An 18,613-nucleotide genomic window follows, 5' to 3' on the forward strand; every position below is an offset into this window, starting at 1 on the left:
CAGAGAAATGCGCGGAGCTCTTGAGCAAGCTAAAGGTGTTGAAGGAAAGCTTGAAGAGATTATGCAAGAAAAAGGTGCAAAAAAAGAGGTTGTTCAACGAGTAAATCGTACTCATACAGAATGGGGCCCAGCTCTTTTTGCCATTCATCACAAGGATGATGCTGATGTGTATGTTGATAATGGTGTTGGGGTTATTCTTCAATTAACCCATATTGAACCGAGCTATGTGCCTACGCTGGATGCTATTGAAGACGTTGTAAAAAACGATATGTATGAAGAAAAAGCTGCACGAGCGGTTCAGGAAGCGCTTCTTGAAGCTCGCCAAAAGGGCAATAGCGCTACTTTACAGCAACTTAAAGAAACCTATAACGGCACCGTGGAAGCTACGGGATTCCTCACTAAAACAGACGATAAAGCAACATCAGCTTTTGGAAAAAAAGATATTCCAACAGATGAAATATTTCAATTAGAAAAAGTTGGAGCTCTGTATGTTCACTCACACGGAAAAGATGGCCATTTGGTTCGCTTAGACGAGATTGGTTCGTTTAATCAAGAGCAATTTGATGCCAAAAAAGAAGTGTTTACCCGCGAAACTGAGCGCGAAGTAGCGCGTTTGTTTATGGCCGGATTTGTTGCTTCTTTATATAGAAATGCTACAATAGAAAAAAATGAATCTATTTCAACTACACAGTACGAAGAATAATATTTATGAAAAGCAAAGCAGCAGCTAAAGAAGTTATTGCACCAAAAAGAAGTGGTATGCATGAGATAGACTTGCCTGTCGATGCAGCGAAAAAGAAGGCTCTTGAAGTTACTTTTGCGCAAATCGATAAGCAGTACGGCAATGGTGCCATTATGCTTCTGGGGCAAAATCCTAACTCCAACGTAGAAGTGATTTCAACAGGATCTCTGTTGATCGACCAAGCTATTGGGGTTGGCGGCTTGCCAAAGGGCAGAATCATTGAAATCTATGGCCCTGAAGCCTCAGGTAAAACAACCTTAGCTTTGCATGTTATTGCTCAGGCTCAAAAACAAGGCGGCATTTGTGCATTTATTGATGCTGAACATGCCTTAGACCCTGCACATGCGTCAAAGTTGGGTATTCATATTGACGATTTAATCGTTTCTCAGCCTGACTATGGCGAACAAGCGCTGGATATTGCAGAAATGCTTGTTCGTTCTGGTGCGGTTGACGTTATCGTTATCGACTCAGTTGCGGCTTTGGTTCCTAAAGCTGAACTTGAAGGCGATATGGGCGACGTTCATATGGGTCTACAGGCTCGATTGATGTCCCAAGCTTTGAGAAAATTAACCCCTGTGGTTCATAAATCAAAGACGATTTTGATTTTTATCAATCAAATTAGACAAAATATCAATGCTATGGCGTATGGGCCTAAAGAGACCACCACTGGTGGCAACGCATTGAAGTTCTATGCTTCTTTACGTTTAGATGTACGTAGAATTGCAAGTTTAAAGAATGCAGAAGGCCATTTTGGCAACAGAATTGTGGTTAAAGTAGCTAAAAATAAGGTAGCTGCTCCATTCAAGCAAGTCGAATTGGACCTTCTATTTAACGAAGGTATCAGCCGTGAGCTTGATTTGTTAGATGCTGCTTTATATTACAAAATCATTACGCAATCTGGTTCTTGGTTGGCGCTTGACGGCACTAACTTTGCACAAGGGCGCGATCAGGCTCTAAAGTTATTTAAGTCTGATAAAGATCTTGCAAGTAAAATTTATGCTAAAGTATGTGATAAGTTAGCTAAAAATGCTCCTATGGTTATTGCTGATGGCGAATAGTAGAACTTTATTTATATTAAAGGTACCTATTGAAAGAACATAAAGAAACATTACCGTTGATGAATGAGCAAATTCGTGCTGTTACTATGCAAATGATTGATCATGAAGGGGTCAATGTTGGTGTAGTGCCACGCGCTCAAGCGTTACGTATGGCTGAAGAAGCTGGCTTGGATTTAGTATTGCTTTCTGAAGGTAAAGATGGAGTGCCTGTTGTTAAGATTATGAATCTTGGCAAGGTGCTTTATGAAAAGAAGAAGAAACAATCTGAGTCTAAGAAGCATCAAAAAGTAATTCAAGTTAAAGAAATCAAATTAAGTCCTAAAATTGGCGAGCATGATTATCAAACAAAGATGAATCAAGCTATACAGTTTTTAAAGGATGGCAAACGTTTAAAAGTTACGCTTTTCTTTAAAGGACGTGAAAATGTCCTTAAGCATGAGCGTGGTACTGAGTTATTTGAAAAAATTAACAAGAGTTTCGATGATGCTGGTTTGACTAAGAACTTAGTGCAAGAAAAAGATTCTAAGCTTGGACAGTACTGGTCTAGAATTTATTATTTAAAAACAGGCAAATAATTAATAAGTGGGGAAATTCCTATGCCAAAAATGAAAACGCGCTCAGCGGCAAAAAAGAGATTTAAAAAAGTTGGTGGCAGCAAGAGCATTAAGATTAAAAGAGGCAAAGCTTTTAGACGTCATCTTTTAACTTCAAAAAGCAGAAAAACTAAACGTGATTTACGTGGCGTTGCTTACGTGAGCAAGGCTGACTTTAAGCACATTCTAGGGTTGTTACCTTATTAGTTTTTTCTGTATTAATGTATATTTAATAGTATTTTAATGAATGATTGTTACGGGGAATTATAATGACAAGAGTCAAACGCGGTACAGTAACCAAGAAAAGACATAAACGCCTACTCAAACAAACCAAAGGTTTTTGGGGCCAACGTAAAAACGTATTCAAACAAGCTTCTGATACATTGCTACGCGCACTTGCTTTTGCTACCAAGGGTAGAGACTAAGCTTTGATTTGGTTGAGAGTCTTTTGTAACGATAAAAAAAAGGAATTGTTATGGAACTTTTACGAACATTAGAAGAGAAAATTTCTTCCTTAGTTGGTATTATAAGAGACTTAAAAACACAAAATGAAGTTTTAAAAGCTGAAGCTGATAAGGCGCATGTAAAGCATGAAGCATTGAGCAAAGAAAATGCTACTTTGTTGCAAGAAAATGCTCAACTAACTATAACATTGAATGCGATGGAAAACTCCATGCTGAAAGATAATGAACGCATGGAGGAAACTAAAATAGTTGTTGATGACTTAATTAAATCGATTGATGCATTAGTAGGAAACGAGCATCAAAAATGATTAAAAATGTTAAAAATTATAAAGTAACTATTTTTGGCGATCAATACAGTTTGATGAGCGACGAGTCTGAAGAGACTATAGTTCAAGCGGCTGCATTGGTTGACTCTCTTATGAGGGAAATAGCTCAGTATTCAAAAGTTTCAGATGGTAAAAAGATTGCTGTGTTAACAGCATTACGTATTGCCTCCAGGGTTTCGGCTCTAGAATCTGAACACGAAATGATTAAGCATCACAAAGAAAAGCTCATCGATCAAATTGATCAAGAGCTTTTTTCTGTTTAGTTACCTACTTCCCATCCATGTCTCACGGTTAATCTGATAGCGTTCGCTTCATTAACCGAATGTTTAGTTTGTCTCTGCTCTTTTTTGTAAGCTACGCGCCATTTCTTTTCTTTGCTACGTTTTTTATGTATGGATATAAGAGCTAAATCGTCTCTTTGTTGCATTTACCCGATTTGTGCTCTATATAATAGACTATGATGATACTCATGAGTGTAGTGATTGATTTAAAAATTTTGTGAATGTTTTATTTTGATAATGAAAATACCGTGTAGGAATGATAATGGCAGATTTTAATTTGATATTCAGCGTGATTGCTGGAGCTAGCCTTCTGGGTGGCTTTTTATTATTGTTTTATGCAAAAAAGAAAATAACCCTTGCGCAAACGTTGCATGGTGACGTGCAAAGCCAATGGAAAAACACTAAGCGTGATATCGAAAACGAACGTCGCGAAGCAACGTTGAAGATTAAAGATGAGATCTATAAAAAACGTAGTGAGTTTGAGTTTGAATTAAAGCGTGAACGTTTGGATTTTGATCGTTTGCAAAATAAAATTAATCTAAAAGTCGAAGCAATCGAGAAAAAAGAACAACAGATCGATGATTTACGGCAAGAAGTCCAAAGAAAAGAGCGTGATCTTTCACGTATAGAGGATGGATTGCGCGCTAGTGAAACTAAACTTAAAAATGTATATAATGAATTGATTGTCAAATTAGAACGAATCGCTGGTATGTCTCGTGATGAAGCGCGCCAAGCGCTTTTTGACACTCTTGATGCGGAAGTAAAACTCACCAATCAAAAGTGGATTGCAAAGGTTGAGGAAGAAGCCAAGCAAACGGCAAAAGAAAAAGCTAATAAAATTGTAGTGACCGCTATGCAACGTTACACATCAGATGCAGTAGCTATTCATTCCTCTGGCGTTGTCCACTTGCCTAATGAAGAGATGAAAGGTCGCATTATTGGTAAAGAAGGTCGCAACATTAAAGCTCTTGAAATGGCGACTGGCATGGAATTCGTGATTGGTGAAACGCCTGAAATCATTACTATCTCTGGCTTTAATCCAATACGACGCGAAATAGCAAAACGTACCTTAGAAAAATTGATTTCTGATGGTCGTATTAATCCTACTCGTATTGAAGAAACCGTTGCGCAATGCGAAAAAGAGTTGGACGAGATTATTCAAGAATATGGCAAAGATGCCGTGCTTGAATTTAATCTTCAAGGTGTTCATCAAGAAATTGTTACTTTATTAGGTAAATTATTCTTCAGAACAAGTTATTCCCAAAACGTACTTATCCATTGTAAAGAAGTGGGTGTATTCTCTCGTATGATTGCAGAAGAATTAGGCCTTGATGGTGCTATAGCGCTACGCGCAGGGTTATTGCATGATATTGGTAAAGCGGTAACGGCGGAAGTTGAAGGACCTCACGCAACCATTGGTGGCGACATAGCAAAACGTTGTGGCGAAGACCCATTGGTTGTCAATGCTATTGCGGCACATCATGAAGAAGTTATGTTCTCCTCTATCTATGCGCCGATTGTGGTGATTGCTGATACTATTTCTGCATCACGTCCTGGAGCGCGTCGCGAAACATTGACCGCCTATATTAAGCGTCTTGAAAAATTAGAAGAGATCGCTGGTCATTATGAAGGCGTTAAAAAAGCATACGCATTACAAGCAGGCCGCGAAATAAGAATTATTGTGGAAGAAGATAGATTGACCGATGAGCAAGCAATGGTATTGGCCCATAGTATTGCGCGACGTATTGAGCAAGAAATGAGCTTCCCTGGTCAAATAAAAGTTAATGTCATCAGAGAAAAACGCGCTATCGAATACGCAAGGTAAAATATGAGTCGTTTAAAAGTATTGTTAGTGGGTGATGTGGTTGGGGTTCCTGGCCGCATGATGTTTCAAAAACACATTCCTCACATAAAAGCCAAGTATGGCATTGATGCCATTATTGTGAATGGTGAAAATAGTACTTCCCAAGGAAGAGGAATAACCTCGCGAATTGTGAAATTTTTTAGGCACTGTGGCGCTGATGTGGTGACCACGGGCAATCACATCTGGTATAATAAGGAAATTTATTCTTATTTATCATCAAATCAGGATCTGTTAAGACCCGCTAATTTTCCCAGTGGTGTTCCTGGTGTTGGTGTTACAACCTTCATGTGCAAAAATCAGACGATCGCCGTCATCAATCTTCAAGGGCGTGTCTTTATGAAAGACACTATCGACTGTCCATTCCGTACGGCTGAATCGATCCTGACCTATTTAAAATCAAAAACTAACATTATTTTTGTTGATTTCCATGCCGAAACTACATCGGAAAAAATTGGCATAGCCCATTTCCTTGATGGTTTGGTCACGGGAGTTGTGGGGACCCATACCCATGTACAAACAGCTGATGAACGAATTTTACCTAAAGGAACCGGTTTTATTACCGATCTTGGCATGGTAGGAGCGCTTGATGGTATGCTTGGCATGCAAAAAGCAGCTATTCTTGAAAACTTTTTGCATCAGATGCCGGTTAAGTTTTCCGTTGAAACTGAGCCGCCCTTTGTTTTGAGTGGTGTCATTATGGAAGTTGATACCGTTACGGGCAGAACTGTGGGCATTGAACGTGTTCGGGTTATTGACACTGAACCGAGTAATGGCTCAATAGAAGATTAATTATTAAGGAGAGTGTATGAAAGCATTATTATTAGCACTGTTCTTTTTTGTAACGTTGAGCGCAACTTCTGGTTACGCGATGAGCGAAGATGAAAGCGAATCTGATAATAAAAAAATCGAAGAAATGGGCATCGTCGTCGTACATTCTTTAAGAGCTTTAAAAGCGCTAGAAGATAGTGATGAAAAAGATGCTTGCGAAATTAAAACGCGCAAGGCAATACGCGCCTTTAATGTGATTATTGGTGAAGCGAATTTTTTAACCTATGCTATGAAAAACGGCTTAGATAAAAAAAGTGTGTATACAAGCGCGAATACGCATGGCGCACCAGTTAAAACTCAAATGATCTGTAAGGTTCTTGAAGAATTGGAAACTGCAGATGCGAGTACTGTTTGCTATGTGATCAACCAAGGTTCAAGTAGTCGTGAGGCTAGCGAATCTTGTGTAATTAATTAATATTTTCCATTGATTTTTTAGGTTTGATATGATCTTAGTTTTAATTCTCTATATGCTTTTTGCAAGCACCTTTACCTTTGGTAAAATGGCACTTGCCTATTGCGATCCTATATTTTTTATAGGGGCTCGCATGATCATTGGTGGTTTATTACTGCTCGGCTATCAATATTTTTTTAATCAAAAATCATGGAAGTTTGAAAAAAGCAGCATGGGGCTCTATCTCCAAATAATACTATTCCATATCTATTTTGCCTTCATTTTTGAGTTCTGGGCGTTACAATATGTCGCATCAGCAAAAGCATGTCTCATGTATAATATTTCGCCTTTTATTACGGCATTACTGGCCTATATCTTTTTCTCAGAGCGTCTTAATGCTCAAAAATGGTTAGGACTACTGATCGGTTGTTTTGGATTACTCCCCATTTTATTGGCAGGGGATCCACTCAAAGGTCGCTTGGCAACATTATTGCATACCTCATGGCCTGAATTGGCGTTGCTTGGCGCTGTCGTCTCGTCGGCCTATGGTTGGATGGTCATGAAAAAGCTCATGCATAAACACCATAGCCCGGTCATGGTTAACGGCATTGGCATGTTTGGTGGTGGAGTGTTGGCATTCCTTACCTCGCTGTTAGTTGAAGGAGTACCGGCAATTACTATGCCTGCTATCCAGAGCAATCTTAACACCTGGGCTCTTTCCCTCTTTGGTGCTTATGCTCCCGTGATTTTGTGTTTTGGTTTTATGTTATTACTTATTCTGATTGCCAATATCATTTGCTATAATCTTTACGGCATTTTATTGAAAGAATATTCGGCAACCTTTTTATCGTTTGCAGGGTTTACCACGCCACTTTTTGCGGCGCTCTATGATTTTATCTTCATAGGCGACACCATATCGTCGGCTTTTATTGCTTCAGTAGTTATAACCTGTGTTGGTTTATATATTTTTTATAGACAAGAACTTAAGATCTATAGAGAAGCCAGATCATCAAGACAAGTACGTCAGTAGTAAAAAAATTAACAATAAAAAAAGACCCTTTTGTCCGAGACAGAAAGGGTCTTTTTTTATATCTATAGGAATTAAGCAGCTTTTTTAACAGCAGCTTTTTTAACAGCAGCTTTTTTAGCTACACGTCTTTTTGGAGCAGCCTTTTTAGCTGTCTTTCTCTTTGGAGCAGCTTTTTTAGCAGCTACACGTCTTTTTGGAGCAGCCTTTTTAGCAGCTGTCTTTCTCTTTGGAGCAGCCTTTTTAACAGCTGTCTATAATTGTATAAAATATTTTTTAAAATTTTATAAAGGAAAATACAAAAAATGTTTTTTTATAGTGTTTGTTCTGAAAGTTTTTTTAAAAAAATATTTTGTTGCTAAAGTGCTTGCCAGTGAATAATAAGCAATTTTTTCAGGAATCATTTTTTTTAATGTGCCTATAAGAAAAATGCATAAAATTTGGCATTGTTTTTTGTGCATTTTTTTAACTAATTTTGTGTTTTTTTTTGATTTTTTTTGTCACAATAGCATTGTTTTTTTGGGGGATTATGGGTGTCTTGTTAAAAAATAAGTATGACAATCAGCAACAATGGTCTTTCAAGAACCCTTATGTTATACTTATTCTTGTGTGATTTTTATTCAAGTTGCTACAATGCTTATATAATGCGGTGGTTGTTCTATTGGTGAATGGAGCATGGGGGATAGAAGTATGAATAAACATATCCTATATCGTTGTGCATTAATATTATGCGCAGCAGGGGTGTTGCTTGGCATCTATAGTTATGCCTGGCATGAAAACAAGTTCATTAAATATAGAATTAAACCTGAACTCTTAAGTCGTCGTTATAATGAGGTTGCGTATGCAGCAACACATAATGGCCAGTCTTATCTTAAATCTCCAGTACAAAATCAAAATCTAACGTTAACCGAACAATTCGAGCGCGGCATACGTGCTACTAAGCTTCATGTATGGTACGATCGTGATGCTGATGGCAAGAGCTCTCCCTACGTGTGTCATGGGGTTCCCAAAAATATGCTTGATGATGCGTATTTAGAAAAAGTGATAGAAAAAGTCCCTCGAATATTTCGCTCATGGGCTCGAAGTATCTTGCAGCAATATGACCCTCTCAATGAATTAGTACGCGATGCCTGCAAAACTGCCTACGGCCATGGCGACAAAGAGGGTGTTATTCAATTTAGGCATGGCATATTAGATCCGGCAAGTAAGCCGTTATCTGAAGTTTTGACCGAAATTAAGGTCTTTTTAGATCAATACCCCGATGAAATTTTTACCGTCATCTTAGAAGATCATACCGAAAATCTCGAGCGTATAGCCCAAGATTTTAAGGTGAGTGGCTTGAAGGACTATGCTCATATTCAAGATAAACATAAAGAATGGCCTACTCTCGGGCAGATGGTTAAAGATGACAAACGCTTAGTGGTCTTGCTCCATGGTGAGCCAACCTTGCCTTATAAAAAACATCCCTGGATGCACCCCATTTGGGACTTTGCCTATGACACAGAATGGGAATTTGGTGATGTGGGTGCATTAAAAGATCCACGTAACGACAGGATGCCAAAGCGAGGTACTCAGGCTTATGACGATCGTCATAATGGTCCTAAAAATAAACTGTTTATTGTGCATCACTTTATTACCCCAAGGACTGGTGGTTGCTCTTCAAGTGCTAAGAAGGTTAATAAAAAGGTTTGTATTCAGGATAGACTGAATCGTCTTAAGACCAAGGCTGGCCGCATCCCTAACATCATACAAGTCGATTTCTTCGAATACCCTAAGCATGACATTTTTGAGGTCGTTGATACCTTAAACATGAGCGCAACGGCTTAATTATTTACTTTTCTACCACGCCAGAGCATTGCATAAAATCTGCGTAACCTTTTTGTGCCCATGGTTCATGATGAGGAACGTTATGGTGCTTATAAAAGGCATGTACTACGTTTCTGAACATTTGACCTTCTTGCCCCCATAAAATCCTTCCATGCGAACCAATTTTGCAGGGGAGTAGATATGCTTTGGTGTGTCCCGATTTACGCAGAACATCGTAAATATTTTTAGTGCTTTGGGCAGGGATCAGCGTATCTTGGTCAGAAGAAATGAGGAGTAATGGGATGTCTTTTGGTACATCAGGTGCAACGTTGATTGGTTGTGTCTCGTTTGGTCTATAGTTACGGAAGAGCAAGCGACGGCAAAAATGCTTTATTTTCTCTTTATTTTTTGGTGTGACAACCCGTTTAAAAACTCTACTGGTTGCCATAAAGTTTTCTGCAACATTCTCAAAATTATCAAATGGCGATTCGACAATTGCAGCAATGATGTTGGTTGGTTTATAGGTGCCAAGATAGTTAATAATGGTCGATGCGCCACGTGATACACCAACAAGTATTACCTTTTTATGATCCTTGCAGGCTTTGTGAAGTCGTTTGATGTCACTTCTTTGGCCTAAGTAGGTAGAGAGCGGGTTAAGATAGTCACTGTAATTGAATGAATGCATTGTGCCTATCATAAATGCGTTTGCACAGAGTTTGTTTGGGTGCTTGAGTGAAGTATGAAAGACATGAGCAATAAGCTTATTGCAAACGTAACCATGCGAATAGACCGTGACTACTTCCTCTTGACGCTGTTCTGCTTTGACCGGCTTGCGACAACTTGGCAAGGCGAGTGCTAAAATAAGGAGTAAGGCTAATCGCCCTAGTTTTTTGTGTGACATGCTAATTCCATTTAATCTCTCGGGTTTATTAAAATTACTTAGTCTTTGTGCTAGTATATTTTATAATATTTAGATCTTGCTTAAGAATATTTATTAATTCTTTTTTTCTTCTGAGTGACTATATTCAAGAGATCTTCTTATAGCTTCGATTGTTTCAGCATTTTCGTACTCATCGATAAAATCTTCACCTCTTTCATTCGATTGAATGTTTGAAGAAGAATATGAAGAGGAAGAAGAAGAAGATGATGATGATGATGATGATTGTGGAGTTGAAGCACTAGAGCCTCTACTTATAGCTGGAAATGCTGCAGCTGCGCAATTGGTAGAGGAATTTGTGGAAGGATTCTGTGACGATCTTCTTAGTTCTATTCTTGCTTGTGCGTCTTTTTTATTCCAGCAAAATTCACTCATTCGTTCTAGTATATAAGGTGAAAGTGCTATGTTTTTTTTCATAAGAAAAGGAACTTTATCAAAAATGGTAGTAAGAGCTGTTTGATAGCGCTCTTTATCTTTTTGAATAAAAATACCATGCTTGATTATTAAATTATCCATAAGTATTTGTTGAATCTTCATATTTTTTGTAAGCATTAATGCGGTGTATCCTTGGTGATTAGTTTTTGTTGCATCTGCGCCTGCGTTTAATAATATTTTTACTGCTAGTTCGTGGTTGTTTGCACTAGCAAACATTAATGCCGTATGGTTACAAACTGTTGTCGCATCTATTTCTGCTCCTAGATCTAGCAAAAGATTTAAGAGTAGCCCATTGCCATTTTTTGCAGCAAGCATAAGCGCTGTTATATTATGATGGATTGGATTTACGGTATTGATTGATGAGCCATAACGCAGCAATAAAAGTGCCATATCAAAATATCCTGCCTGTACTGCTTGCATGAGCACCGTGTAGCCTTGAGAATCAGTACTATTAACTTCAGCGCCAGCATTTAAGAGAATGCCGGCAGTTACGATATCATTATTATAACCTGCTAACATAAGTGGCGTATCACCATTATTTGCTTGTGCGTTAACGTGAGCGTCTCGAGAAAGCAAGAGTTCTACAAGGTTAGTAAGACCATGATTTGCAGCAGTCATGAGTGCTGTTTGATTATCCATACTTGGTACATTAACTATATCACCTTGATGGGTAAATCTGGTTAGTAATTCTGCCATTTCAATAGAGCCATTATTAATGGCTTCTATCAGTAACGTATTGCCTTCAGAGAAAAACTTATTGATCTGGGCACCTGCATGTATTAACATTTGAGCGGTTGCTAAATCATTATTCCGTACCGCAAGCATAAGAGCTGTAAAACCAGTATCGTCCTGCGCATTAACATCAGCGCCAGAAGAAAGTAGTAGTTGTATTACGGTAGTATCGTTATTTTCATCAGTACTATTGTTTTGAGCCGCCATAATCAGGGCGGTGTTGCCATCGTTGGTTATTGCATTCATATCTGCTTGCGCATCAAGTAATAATTTTACTAATATTGCGTCGCCATTATAAGCAGCAAGCATGAGGGCTGTTGCACCTTGATCGTTTGGAGCATTTACTAGCGCTCCTTCGTTAATTAATTTTAGCACCAGATGTGCATCGCCATGTTGAACTGCTTGAATTAAAGGTTGTGGCATGATTTGCTCATAAGCAGACTTTGTTTCAGATTCGTTCATAGCTCTAATAGGATGCCAGGAAAAAGAAATAGCGAAAATCGCCATAAAATATAGATATTTTTTCATAATAACCTCATAACCTCAAGTTTTTTTTGATAATAATAAAGAATAATGATGTTTGTATTTATAATTCAATATATAATAACAATAACATAAGAATTCAATTTGTCAATGAAGAATTCGAGTCAGCCAACATCTTTCCTTCTATACAGGCTTTTCTTCGATTTAAGGTCAAATTTATACCTTAGAATGGGCTTTTTAGGGGTGGGGAAGGCAACAGGCTAATTTTTAGTGAAAAGTAACTGATCTTCAGGTTCAAAATGACAATTGTTTCTAGTTGAATATAAAATATTGACAAAGTTATTCCATATGATATTCTAATAGTAACAATAAATCATTAAAATATGGAGGAAGTTATAATGAAAAAGTTATTATACATAGGTTTGAGCGTAACCTTAATGACGCTTGGGTTTACTACTTTTGCGAGCCAGGAAATTTCGTCCGAGGTGAGTAGTCTAAACCCTTATTTTTATGCAAAGATGAAGAGTAATCTGGAAATGTTAAGTACTTATTATGATACAGCTGTTGTAGCAAAATTATCACATTAATTTGTATCAAAAAATAATACAAATTCGATAGTAGTATTTAATAAAGCAAACGTGTCTTTACAATTAAATTTACAGTTCGATAGTGAAGTAGTGAAATTTCTTAATTCTTGGGATGATCTTTATAATAAACTATTAAACGTGTATGAGGAGCATTTTTATCAAACTTATAAAATTTATTATGAGCTTATCAAAGGTCTCATTTCTAAGTTTAATAATGACGAAATATCAATAGAAAAGTGCGAGAAAAGCGTCCATATATTTAATCAACAAGTATTTAGATTGGATTGTATTAAATGTGATTTCATCAATCTTTGCATTGCTTCAACACAAGGTGATAATAATAAAGAAAAAAAGATGCAAGAAGAAGTTAAAGAGATGAATAGAATTGTATTAGAACTTGGAGAAAAAATAATACAAAAAAAACAGCAATTACGTGCAATACAAGAAGAGAAAGAGCGTAAAATACAAGAAGAGCTGATACTTAAAAATGCAGAAGAATTAGAGGTAATATTACGTCTTGAGGATGCTCAGTATGGAAAGAAATTAAATCAAAAACAAAAATCAAAACCAAAGCAAGCGTCACAACAATTTAGATCTATATCGCCAGCAGCAGGTGGTGCGGCAGGGGCAGGTCAACAAGAAGATACTATACGAGTAGAAAGTAGAGCTTCGACAACATCGGAATCATTAGATGATTGTCCTGGTTGTGTATCTATGGGTAATTCACACACTCTAGAATGTATAAATCGATCATCATCGCCGGCATCATCAACATCCCCTGGCAGTAGATCATCTGATAGTAGAATATCTCGAGGGTCAACGATAGATGATGAGGATAATGAAGGTGAAAAAAAAGCAGACTGTGAAGATGAGAGAGATTCGGCAAGAAAATCGCCATCATTGAATAAACAAACAAAATTATCTCATGATGAAGAGCGATCTATTAATTATTTTCTTGAAAAAGTAATTCTTAAAACAGAAAATGCCCTATTTAAGAATCTTAAGTCTTGTATTCAAAAATATTATTCTATCGGATCTTGGGCATCAGGATGGTATAAAAACTCTAGCGTTCATGTGTACGACGGTCCTGTTAAGAAATTCTTTGAATCTATTGATATGTGTACATCATCTCATTTAGATCGTAAAGAAATAGAGGAAGCACGTAATGCTGCCCGAGGGTTTGCTTTTGAATTAGTTGCAGCAGAATCATTACAAACATGTGTGAAATATTTTTCTCTCGTCGTAGACCGCAAGGAATTTGATATTGCAACAAAAGACACCCTGTACGAATGCAAAAATATCAATTGGCAGCATAATGGCGATGAAATGAAAAAGCAGTTTGTTGAGCAGCGCGATATAGCCTGGAAAAAAGGTTATAAATATTATGTATATTCTGCTTGGCACATACCAGTAGAATGGCAGAAGTGGTTTGCATCTCAGGGAATAAGTTATAGAGACCTACAAACTATCGTTGGTGATGGCAATGCTCCAGCGAGCGCATCAAGTAAGAGCTCTCAATAAAATATCAGCGTCTATACTTTCGATCCTATTTTGGGTAGACTTTTGTATTGAAAAATATACAAAAGTCTACCCTTAGCTTTTCATAGGAAATAGGATAATGAGTTCAAAACTTCCTGATATCAATACGCATTTTTCAGATTGGTATAATGATGTTATCTATCAAGCCGAATTAGCTGATCTTTCGCCGGTGAGAGGCTGTATCGTTATTAGACCCTATGGATTTGCGATGTGGGAACAAGTTCGCGATAGACTTGATAAACGCATTAAAGAGACAGGTCATCATAACGCCTCGTTTCCTCTTTTTATTCCAGAATCATTCTTAAAGCGAGAAGCCAAACACGTTGAGGGTTTTGCCCCAGAAGTTGCTGTTGTTACCCATGCGGGCGGCAAGTTACTTGATGAGCCATTAATTGTCAGACCCACTTCTGAAACCATGATTCACTTTATGTTTGCAAAATGGATGAAGTCATGGCGTGATTTACCTCTCAAAATAAATCAATGGTGCAACGTTGTACGTTGGGAAATGCGCACGCGTCCTTTTTTACGTACCACAGAATTTTTTTGGCAAGAAGGGCATACCGCACATGAAACATTAGCTGAAGCGGAAGCTGAAGTAGCAATGATGTTGCGTGAGTATGTTGATTTAGCCGAAAATTATTTAGCTATTCCGGTTGTTGCAGGCCCTAAGCCTGAAAGTGAAAAATTCCCGGGTGCAGAAAAAACCTACACCTTTGAAGGTTTTATGCCCGATGGTAAAGCATTACAAATGGGCACCTCTCATTTGTTGTCTCAAAGTTTTGCCGTATCATTTGAGATGACGTTTCAAGATCGTGAAGGCAAACTTGCCTATCCTTATCTGACTAGTTGGGGCGCTACTACCCGTTTGATTGGTGCTATTGTTATGGCGCATGGCGACCAAAAGGGATTAATTCTTCCTCCTAAAATTGCGCCAATTCAAGTGGTTATTATTCCAATCTTTAGAAATGATGCTGATAAGCAAATCGTGCTTGATGCGGTCAATAAGATTGTCATGCAGCTTAAAGAGCAAAATATTCGTGTGCATGTTGATGCTGAAGAGCAAAAAACACCTGGTGCAAAATTTTATACCTGGGAACTTAAAGGTGTTCCAGTTCGTATGGAAATTGGTCCTCGCGACATTGCAAGCAATCAAGCAATATTAGCCGATCGTCTTGGCATGGGTAAAAAATCAGTTTCCTTAGACACCATCGCGCAAGACGCTGCTCAGCTTCTCGATGAAGTTCAAAAGCAATTATTTCAACGTGCTTTTGACCGCCGCGCTGCATTATGGCACAAAGAAGCAACGTTTGCGGCCATCAGCAAGAAACTATCTGAACAAAATGGTTTCTATCAAACGGGCTGGTGCAGGGATGAGGCATGTGAAGCTCCGCTCAAAACAGTTCAGGCGTCGATTAGATGTCTTCTGCAAGAGTCGACTTTTGCGATATGCTTTAATTGTGACAAAGCAAGCTTGGGTGATATTCTCATAGCAAAATCATATTGATTCATATACTTTTTCATAGTGTGTTTAGTATGGTGACCAAAACTATATAAACACACTATGAAAGAGTAGGGTAATGAATAAAGCACACACGCAAGATTTACCATTCTGGTATTTTACCAAAGATATAAAACCAAAACGATTAACCCATTCATTTAAAACAGATGTTGTCATTGTAGGTGGCGGCATGGCTGGCATTTCTGCGGCGCAAAGTTTTAGAAAAAAAGGGCAATCTGTTGTCTTATTAGAGAAACACTTTTGTGGTTCGGGTGCTACAGGAAAAAGCACTGGTTTTATTACGCCCGATTCCGAACTGGATTTAAATCATTTTAATCGTAAATATGGACCGGTTAGAGCTAAGCAACTCTGGGAGTTTGGCATGGCAGGGTCACAACGTATAGAAAACAATATTAAAACATACAATCTAACGTGTGACTATAGAGTGCAAGATACACTGATTGTGGCCAATTCTTGTAGAGCCTATAAGGAATTAGAAGAAGAAAGCATTATACGCAAGCAGGTTAATTATGCCAGCACCCTTTATGACGATAAAACTATAGCGAATATTATAGGGTCTACTGATTATTATGGCGGTATACGCTATGGAGGGTCATTTGGTATCAATCCTTTTTTATATATACAAGGCATGAAAGATGTTTTGATAGAAAAGGGTGTTGATGTGTATGAAGAAGCTCCCGTTACCGCTGTTAAAGCTAACAGTGTGGAGGTTCAGGGAGTAGAAATTCAGGCAGACCATATCGTTGTATGCGCAGATTATGCAACAACTGAATTAGGAAAATTAAATCATGAAGTCTATCATGTGCAAACATTTGTTATGGCATCATCGCCATTGACCGATGCGCAAGTACATCAAATATTTCCACAAGAACCTTGTATGGTATGGGACACCGATCTGGTTTATCAATACTACCGTCTCGTGCAAGAAAATAGGCTTGTGCTTGGAGGGGCGAGCATGTTTTCCACTTACTTTCCCTATGCCCAGCATGACGATTTGAGTATTCAGCGAAAATTAATAAACTACATAGAGAGAAAATTTCCTCAAGTGAAGTTCAATTTTCAGTACATGTGGCCTGGACTCATTGGCGTGAGCAAAGATATTGTGCCAGTTGCAGGTTTTGATCCTGAGATTCCATCTATTTATTATGTTGCGGGTACAGCGGGCTTACCCTGGGCTGCAGCGCTTGGTAATTATAGTGCAGAACGTATTGTGGATAATAATAGTACCATGGATGATTTCTTTCTGCCAACGCGGCCATATCCGTTACCAAAATTCCTACAATATATCGTTGGTAAACCTATCACTTTTGCTCTTTCTAATTTTATTAGTTTAGAGATGCAATAAGTCTTATTATTGCAATTTAAGAGCAGAATTTTCTAGGATATTCTTTAGGGCAATAGTAAAAAAAGGGGATGATAATGTTATTAACATTAATAGGTTTATTTTTTCTTGCTGCCTTTATTACGGGTGCATTAATTTTTAGCGGCTTAGTGGTGGCGGCAGTTGCAGGCATTGTGTATATATTATTCTATGTATTTTTGATTCTTTTTATTTTATCATTACTTTCATTTTTAATAAAAATACTATGAGAGAGAATATTTTTTAATCAAACACAAAGGAGTGAGTATGTTAAATTGGGTATTAACGTTTTTTATCTTCGCTTTGATTGCGGGATTATTAGGGTTTAGCGGTATTGAGCTTATATCACTTGATATTGCTCGCATTCTTTTTGTTATTTTCTTAGTGCTATTCGCCGTTTCGGTATTGATGCACGTATTGCGTGGTAGAGACCCGTTACCTTAAGATTTAATAGTAATAAAAACGTTTTTTAGTATACGCTAACAGAATGTTGTGTGAGAACCATGCAGCACGTTGTTAGCGTATTTTTTTTAAAATGATTTAAAGGAACTTTGCATGAGTGATTATCTTATAACAAAATTTCATACCTATTTGTTAACAGAAAAACGTGTGGCAAGCAATACGTTTAGTGCTTACAAAAGGGACATTGATCAATTTATGACGTATCTTGCATCGCGCAAGGTGACGTTAGATTCGGTTACTATTGCCGACGTCAAAGAATTCTTGCGTCATATGAAAGATACGCTTTGTTTGAGCGCACGAAGCATAACTAGAAAGATTTCATCGTTAAAAGTATTATTCTCCTACATGCATGAACATCTTGGATTGCCTAATGTAGCAGAGGATTTAATCTTTCCTAAAGTTGAAAAAAATTTACCCAATTATTTGAATGAACAAGAAGTGCAACAGCTTTTAATGGCGGCCAATCACGACCAAACAGATATTGGCGTAAGAAATAAAGTTATTGTGTATCTTCTTTATGTCAGCGGCATGCGGGTGAGCGAATTGATCAATGTTCAATTGTCGCATCTGCATTTTGATACAGGATTTATTGATGTGCTTGGTAAAGGCGGCAAAATGCGTATGGTGCCGGTTCCAGCACCGATGTTGACGTTGTTGCAAGAGTACCTTAATACCGTACACGGTACCTTTACTAAAAATGGCAGTCGTTCAACTGATTATTTGTTTCCTATTTTTTATGCAGGGAAAATAAAGCCAATTACGCGTCAAGCAGTATGGGTTATTTTAAATCAACTGTGCAAAAAAAGTGGGCTTAATCGTACCGTTTTCCCGCACCAATTGCGTCATTCATTAGCAACGCATATGTTTAAAAATGGCGTTGACTTGCGTTCACTCCAAATGTTACTCGGGCACGAAACCATTGCCACGGTACAGATTTATACGCATGTTGAGACGAGCCATTTACGCAAAGTGTATGATAAAAAACACCCTCGTTCGTAGTTAGCTCTAAAGTTTAATGGTTTTTTCCCTTTGATTAGATAACTCATTCCAAGCGGTTCAGTATTAACCGTTTAAATAATTCCTCATTGATATTTTTTAAATAAACATGCAATATGATTAGTACATATTGATTTATCGCAACCAGGACTTATGCATGGTGCATGATGCAGGTGGCGCAAA

General features: G+C 37.8%; 21 protein-coding genes. 19 read left to right on the forward strand and 2 right to left on the reverse strand.

Annotated elements, in window-relative coordinates; all coding sequences use genetic code 11:
* From NTX86_01520 to NTX86_01575, 12 genes are all read left to right on the forward strand, one after another.
* The coding region (locus NTX86_01520; GenBank protein ID MCX5921984.1) for a hypothetical protein at window positions 1–703 on the forward strand (703 nt) is incomplete at its 5' end.
* A gap of 56 nt (window positions 704–759) precedes the next feature.
* Window positions 760–1,800: a recombinase RecA gene (gene recA / locus NTX86_01525; GenBank protein MCX5921985.1), complete on the forward strand. Its 1,041-nt coding sequence runs from the start codon at window positions 760–762 to the stop codon at window positions 1,798–1,800.
* Between the two features lie 29 nt (window positions 1,801–1,829).
* Complete coding sequence (gene infC / locus NTX86_01530) at window positions 1,830–2,375, forward strand: translation initiation factor IF-3 (GenBank protein ID MCX5921986.1); 546 nt, start codon at window positions 1,830–1,832, stop codon at window positions 2,373–2,375.
* 21 nt (window positions 2,376–2,396) lie between these two features.
* The gene (gene rpmI / locus NTX86_01535) at window positions 2,397–2,600 is read left to right on the forward strand and encodes a 50S ribosomal protein L35 (protein MCX5921987.1); all 204 of its coding nucleotides are present in this window, start codon (window positions 2,397–2,399) and stop codon (window positions 2,598–2,600) included.
* 62 nt (window positions 2,601–2,662) lie between these two features.
* The gene (locus tag NTX86_01540) at window positions 2,663–2,818 is read left to right on the forward strand and encodes a 50S ribosomal protein L20 (GenBank protein ID MCX5921988.1); all 156 of its coding nucleotides are present in this window, start codon (window positions 2,663–2,665) and stop codon (window positions 2,816–2,818) included.
* 50 nt (window positions 2,819–2,868) lie between these two features.
* Window positions 2,869–3,165, forward strand: a complete 297-nt coding sequence (locus NTX86_01545; protein ID MCX5921989.1) for a hypothetical protein — start codon at window positions 2,869–2,871, stop codon at window positions 3,163–3,165.
* Entirely contained in the window at window positions 3,162–3,446 is a 285-nt protein-coding gene (locus NTX86_01550; protein ID MCX5921990.1) for a cell division protein ZapA, read from the forward strand. The genes NTX86_01545 and NTX86_01550 overlap by 4 nt, the downstream gene beginning before the upstream one ends.
* 280 nt (window positions 3,447–3,726) lie before the next feature.
* Window positions 3,727–5,289 carry a ribonuclease Y gene (gene rny / locus NTX86_01555; protein ID MCX5921991.1) on the forward strand — a complete coding sequence of 521 codons (1,563 nt, stop codon included), beginning with the start codon at window positions 3,727–3,729 and terminating at the stop codon, window positions 5,287–5,289.
* Between the two features lie 3 nt (window positions 5,290–5,292).
* On the forward strand, window positions 5,293–6,117 hold the full coding sequence (locus NTX86_01560; GenBank protein MCX5921992.1) for a TIGR00282 family metallophosphoesterase: 825 nt from the start codon (window positions 5,293–5,295) through the stop codon (window positions 6,115–6,117).
* A 16-nt stretch (window positions 6,118–6,133) separates the two neighbouring features.
* Window positions 6,134–6,571, forward strand: a complete 438-nt coding sequence (locus tag NTX86_01565) for a hypothetical protein (protein MCX5921993.1) — start codon at window positions 6,134–6,136, stop codon at window positions 6,569–6,571.
* Window positions 6,572–6,599: 28 nt separating this feature from the next.
* Entirely contained in the window at window positions 6,600–7,577 is a 978-nt protein-coding gene (locus NTX86_01570; GenBank protein MCX5921994.1) for a DMT family transporter, read from the forward strand.
* 687 nt (window positions 7,578–8,264) lie between these two features.
* Window positions 8,265–9,401, forward strand: coding sequence for a hypothetical protein (locus NTX86_01575; protein ID MCX5921995.1), 1,137 nt, complete (start codon window positions 8,265–8,267; stop codon window positions 9,399–9,401).
* Between the two features lie 4 nt (window positions 9,402–9,405).
* Here the strand turns inward: NTX86_01575 and NTX86_01580 are convergent, their stop codons facing one another.
* On the reverse strand, window positions 9,406–10,281 hold the full coding sequence (locus tag NTX86_01580) for a hypothetical protein (protein ID MCX5921996.1): 876 nt from the start codon (window positions 10,279–10,281) through the stop codon (window positions 9,406–9,408).
* A 93-nt stretch (window positions 10,282–10,374) separates the two neighbouring features.
* Window positions 10,375–12,012, reverse strand: coding sequence for an ankyrin repeat domain-containing protein (locus NTX86_01585; protein MCX5921997.1), 1,638 nt, complete (start codon window positions 12,010–12,012; stop codon window positions 10,375–10,377).
* Window positions 12,013–12,365: 353 nt separating this feature from the next.
* Here NTX86_01585 and NTX86_01590 point away from each other — a divergent pair, with 353 nt between their 5' ends.
* The 7 genes from NTX86_01590 to NTX86_01620 all read left to right on the forward strand — a co-directional run bounded on the left by NTX86_01590 (window position 12,366) and on the right by NTX86_01620 (window position 18,433).
* Window positions 12,366–12,554 (forward strand): hypothetical protein, encoded by a 189-nt coding sequence (locus tag NTX86_01590; protein MCX5921998.1) that lies wholly within the window; start codon window positions 12,366–12,368, stop codon window positions 12,552–12,554.
* Between the two features lie 51 nt (window positions 12,555–12,605).
* On the forward strand, window positions 12,606–14,075 hold the full coding sequence (locus tag NTX86_01595; protein ID MCX5921999.1) for a hypothetical protein: 1,470 nt from the start codon (window positions 12,606–12,608) through the stop codon (window positions 14,073–14,075).
* Window positions 14,076–14,172: 97 nt separating this feature from the next.
* Window positions 14,173–15,597 carry a proline--tRNA ligase gene (proS, locus tag NTX86_01600; protein ID MCX5922000.1) on the forward strand — a complete coding sequence of 475 codons (1,425 nt, stop codon included), beginning with the start codon at window positions 14,173–14,175 and terminating at the stop codon, window positions 15,595–15,597.
* A gap of 73 nt (window positions 15,598–15,670) precedes the next feature.
* Complete coding sequence (locus tag NTX86_01605; GenBank protein ID MCX5922001.1) at window positions 15,671–16,957, forward strand: FAD-binding oxidoreductase; 1,287 nt, start codon at window positions 15,671–15,673, stop codon at window positions 16,955–16,957.
* A 74-nt stretch (window positions 16,958–17,031) separates the two neighbouring features.
* Window positions 17,032–17,202 (forward strand): DUF1328 domain-containing protein, encoded by a 171-nt coding sequence (locus tag NTX86_01610; protein MCX5922002.1) that lies wholly within the window; start codon window positions 17,032–17,034, stop codon window positions 17,200–17,202.
* Between the two features lie 37 nt (window positions 17,203–17,239).
* Complete coding sequence (locus NTX86_01615; GenBank protein ID MCX5922003.1) at window positions 17,240–17,416, forward strand: DUF1328 domain-containing protein; 177 nt, start codon at window positions 17,240–17,242, stop codon at window positions 17,414–17,416.
* Between the two features lie 111 nt (window positions 17,417–17,527).
* Window positions 17,528–18,433, forward strand: coding sequence for a tyrosine-type recombinase/integrase (locus tag NTX86_01620; protein MCX5922004.1), 906 nt, complete (start codon window positions 17,528–17,530; stop codon window positions 18,431–18,433).
* Window positions 18,434–18,613 lie beyond the last annotated feature (180 nt).

It is taken from the genome of Candidatus Dependentiae bacterium, assembly GCA_026389015.1.
Lineage (GTDB): Bacteria > Babelota > Babeliae > Babelales > Vermiphilaceae > JAPLIR01.

What these genes read in the sequence shown, in the direction of transcription:
- NTX86_01575 (MCX5921995.1), top strand. Translation starts at nt 8,265, where the DNA reads ATGAATAAACATATCCTATATCGTTGTGCATTAATATTATGCGCAGCA.
- NTX86_01550 (MCX5921990.1), top strand. Translation starts at nt 3,162, where the DNA reads ATGATTAAAAATGTTAAAAATTATAAAGTAACTATTTTTGGCGATCAA.
- proS (MCX5922000.1), top strand. Translation starts at nt 14,173, where the DNA reads ATGAGTTCAAAACTTCCTGATATCAATACGCATTTTTCAGATTGGTAT.
- NTX86_01615 (MCX5922003.1), top strand. Translation starts at nt 17,240, where the DNA reads ATGTTAAATTGGGTATTAACGTTTTTTATCTTCGCTTTGATTGCGGGA.
- NTX86_01540 (MCX5921988.1), top strand. Translation starts at nt 2,663, where the DNA reads ATGACAAGAGTCAAACGCGGTACAGTAACCAAGAAAAGACATAAACGC.
- NTX86_01580 (MCX5921996.1), bottom strand. Translation starts at nt 10,281, where the DNA reads ATGTCACACAAAAAACTAGGGCGATTAGCCTTACTCCTTATTTTAGCA.
- rny (MCX5921991.1), top strand. Translation starts at nt 3,727, where the DNA reads ATGGCAGATTTTAATTTGATATTCAGCGTGATTGCTGGAGCTAGCCTT.
- NTX86_01620 (MCX5922004.1), top strand. Translation starts at nt 17,528, where the DNA reads ATGAGTGATTATCTTATAACAAAATTTCATACCTATTTGTTAACAGAA.
- rpmI (MCX5921987.1), top strand. Translation starts at nt 2,397, where the DNA reads ATGCCAAAAATGAAAACGCGCTCAGCGGCAAAAAAGAGATTTAAAAAA.
- NTX86_01565 (MCX5921993.1), top strand. Translation starts at nt 6,134, where the DNA reads ATGAAAGCATTATTATTAGCACTGTTCTTTTTTGTAACGTTGAGCGCA.
- NTX86_01545 (MCX5921989.1), top strand. Translation starts at nt 2,869, where the DNA reads ATGGAACTTTTACGAACATTAGAAGAGAAAATTTCTTCCTTAGTTGGT.
- NTX86_01570 (MCX5921994.1), top strand. Translation starts at nt 6,600, where the DNA reads ATGATCTTAGTTTTAATTCTCTATATGCTTTTTGCAAGCACCTTTACC.
- NTX86_01605 (MCX5922001.1), top strand. Translation starts at nt 15,671, where the DNA reads ATGAATAAAGCACACACGCAAGATTTACCATTCTGGTATTTTACCAAA.
- NTX86_01590 (MCX5921998.1), top strand. Translation starts at nt 12,366, where the DNA reads ATGAAAAAGTTATTATACATAGGTTTGAGCGTAACCTTAATGACGCTT.
- NTX86_01585 (MCX5921997.1), bottom strand. Translation starts at nt 12,012, where the DNA reads ATGAAAAAATATCTATATTTTATGGCGATTTTCGCTATTTCTTTTTCC.
- NTX86_01610 (MCX5922002.1), top strand. Translation starts at nt 17,032, where the DNA reads ATGTTATTAACATTAATAGGTTTATTTTTTCTTGCTGCCTTTATTACG.
- recA (MCX5921985.1), top strand. Translation starts at nt 760, where the DNA reads ATGCATGAGATAGACTTGCCTGTCGATGCAGCGAAAAAGAAGGCTCTT.
- NTX86_01560 (MCX5921992.1), top strand. Translation starts at nt 5,293, where the DNA reads ATGAGTCGTTTAAAAGTATTGTTAGTGGGTGATGTGGTTGGGGTTCCT.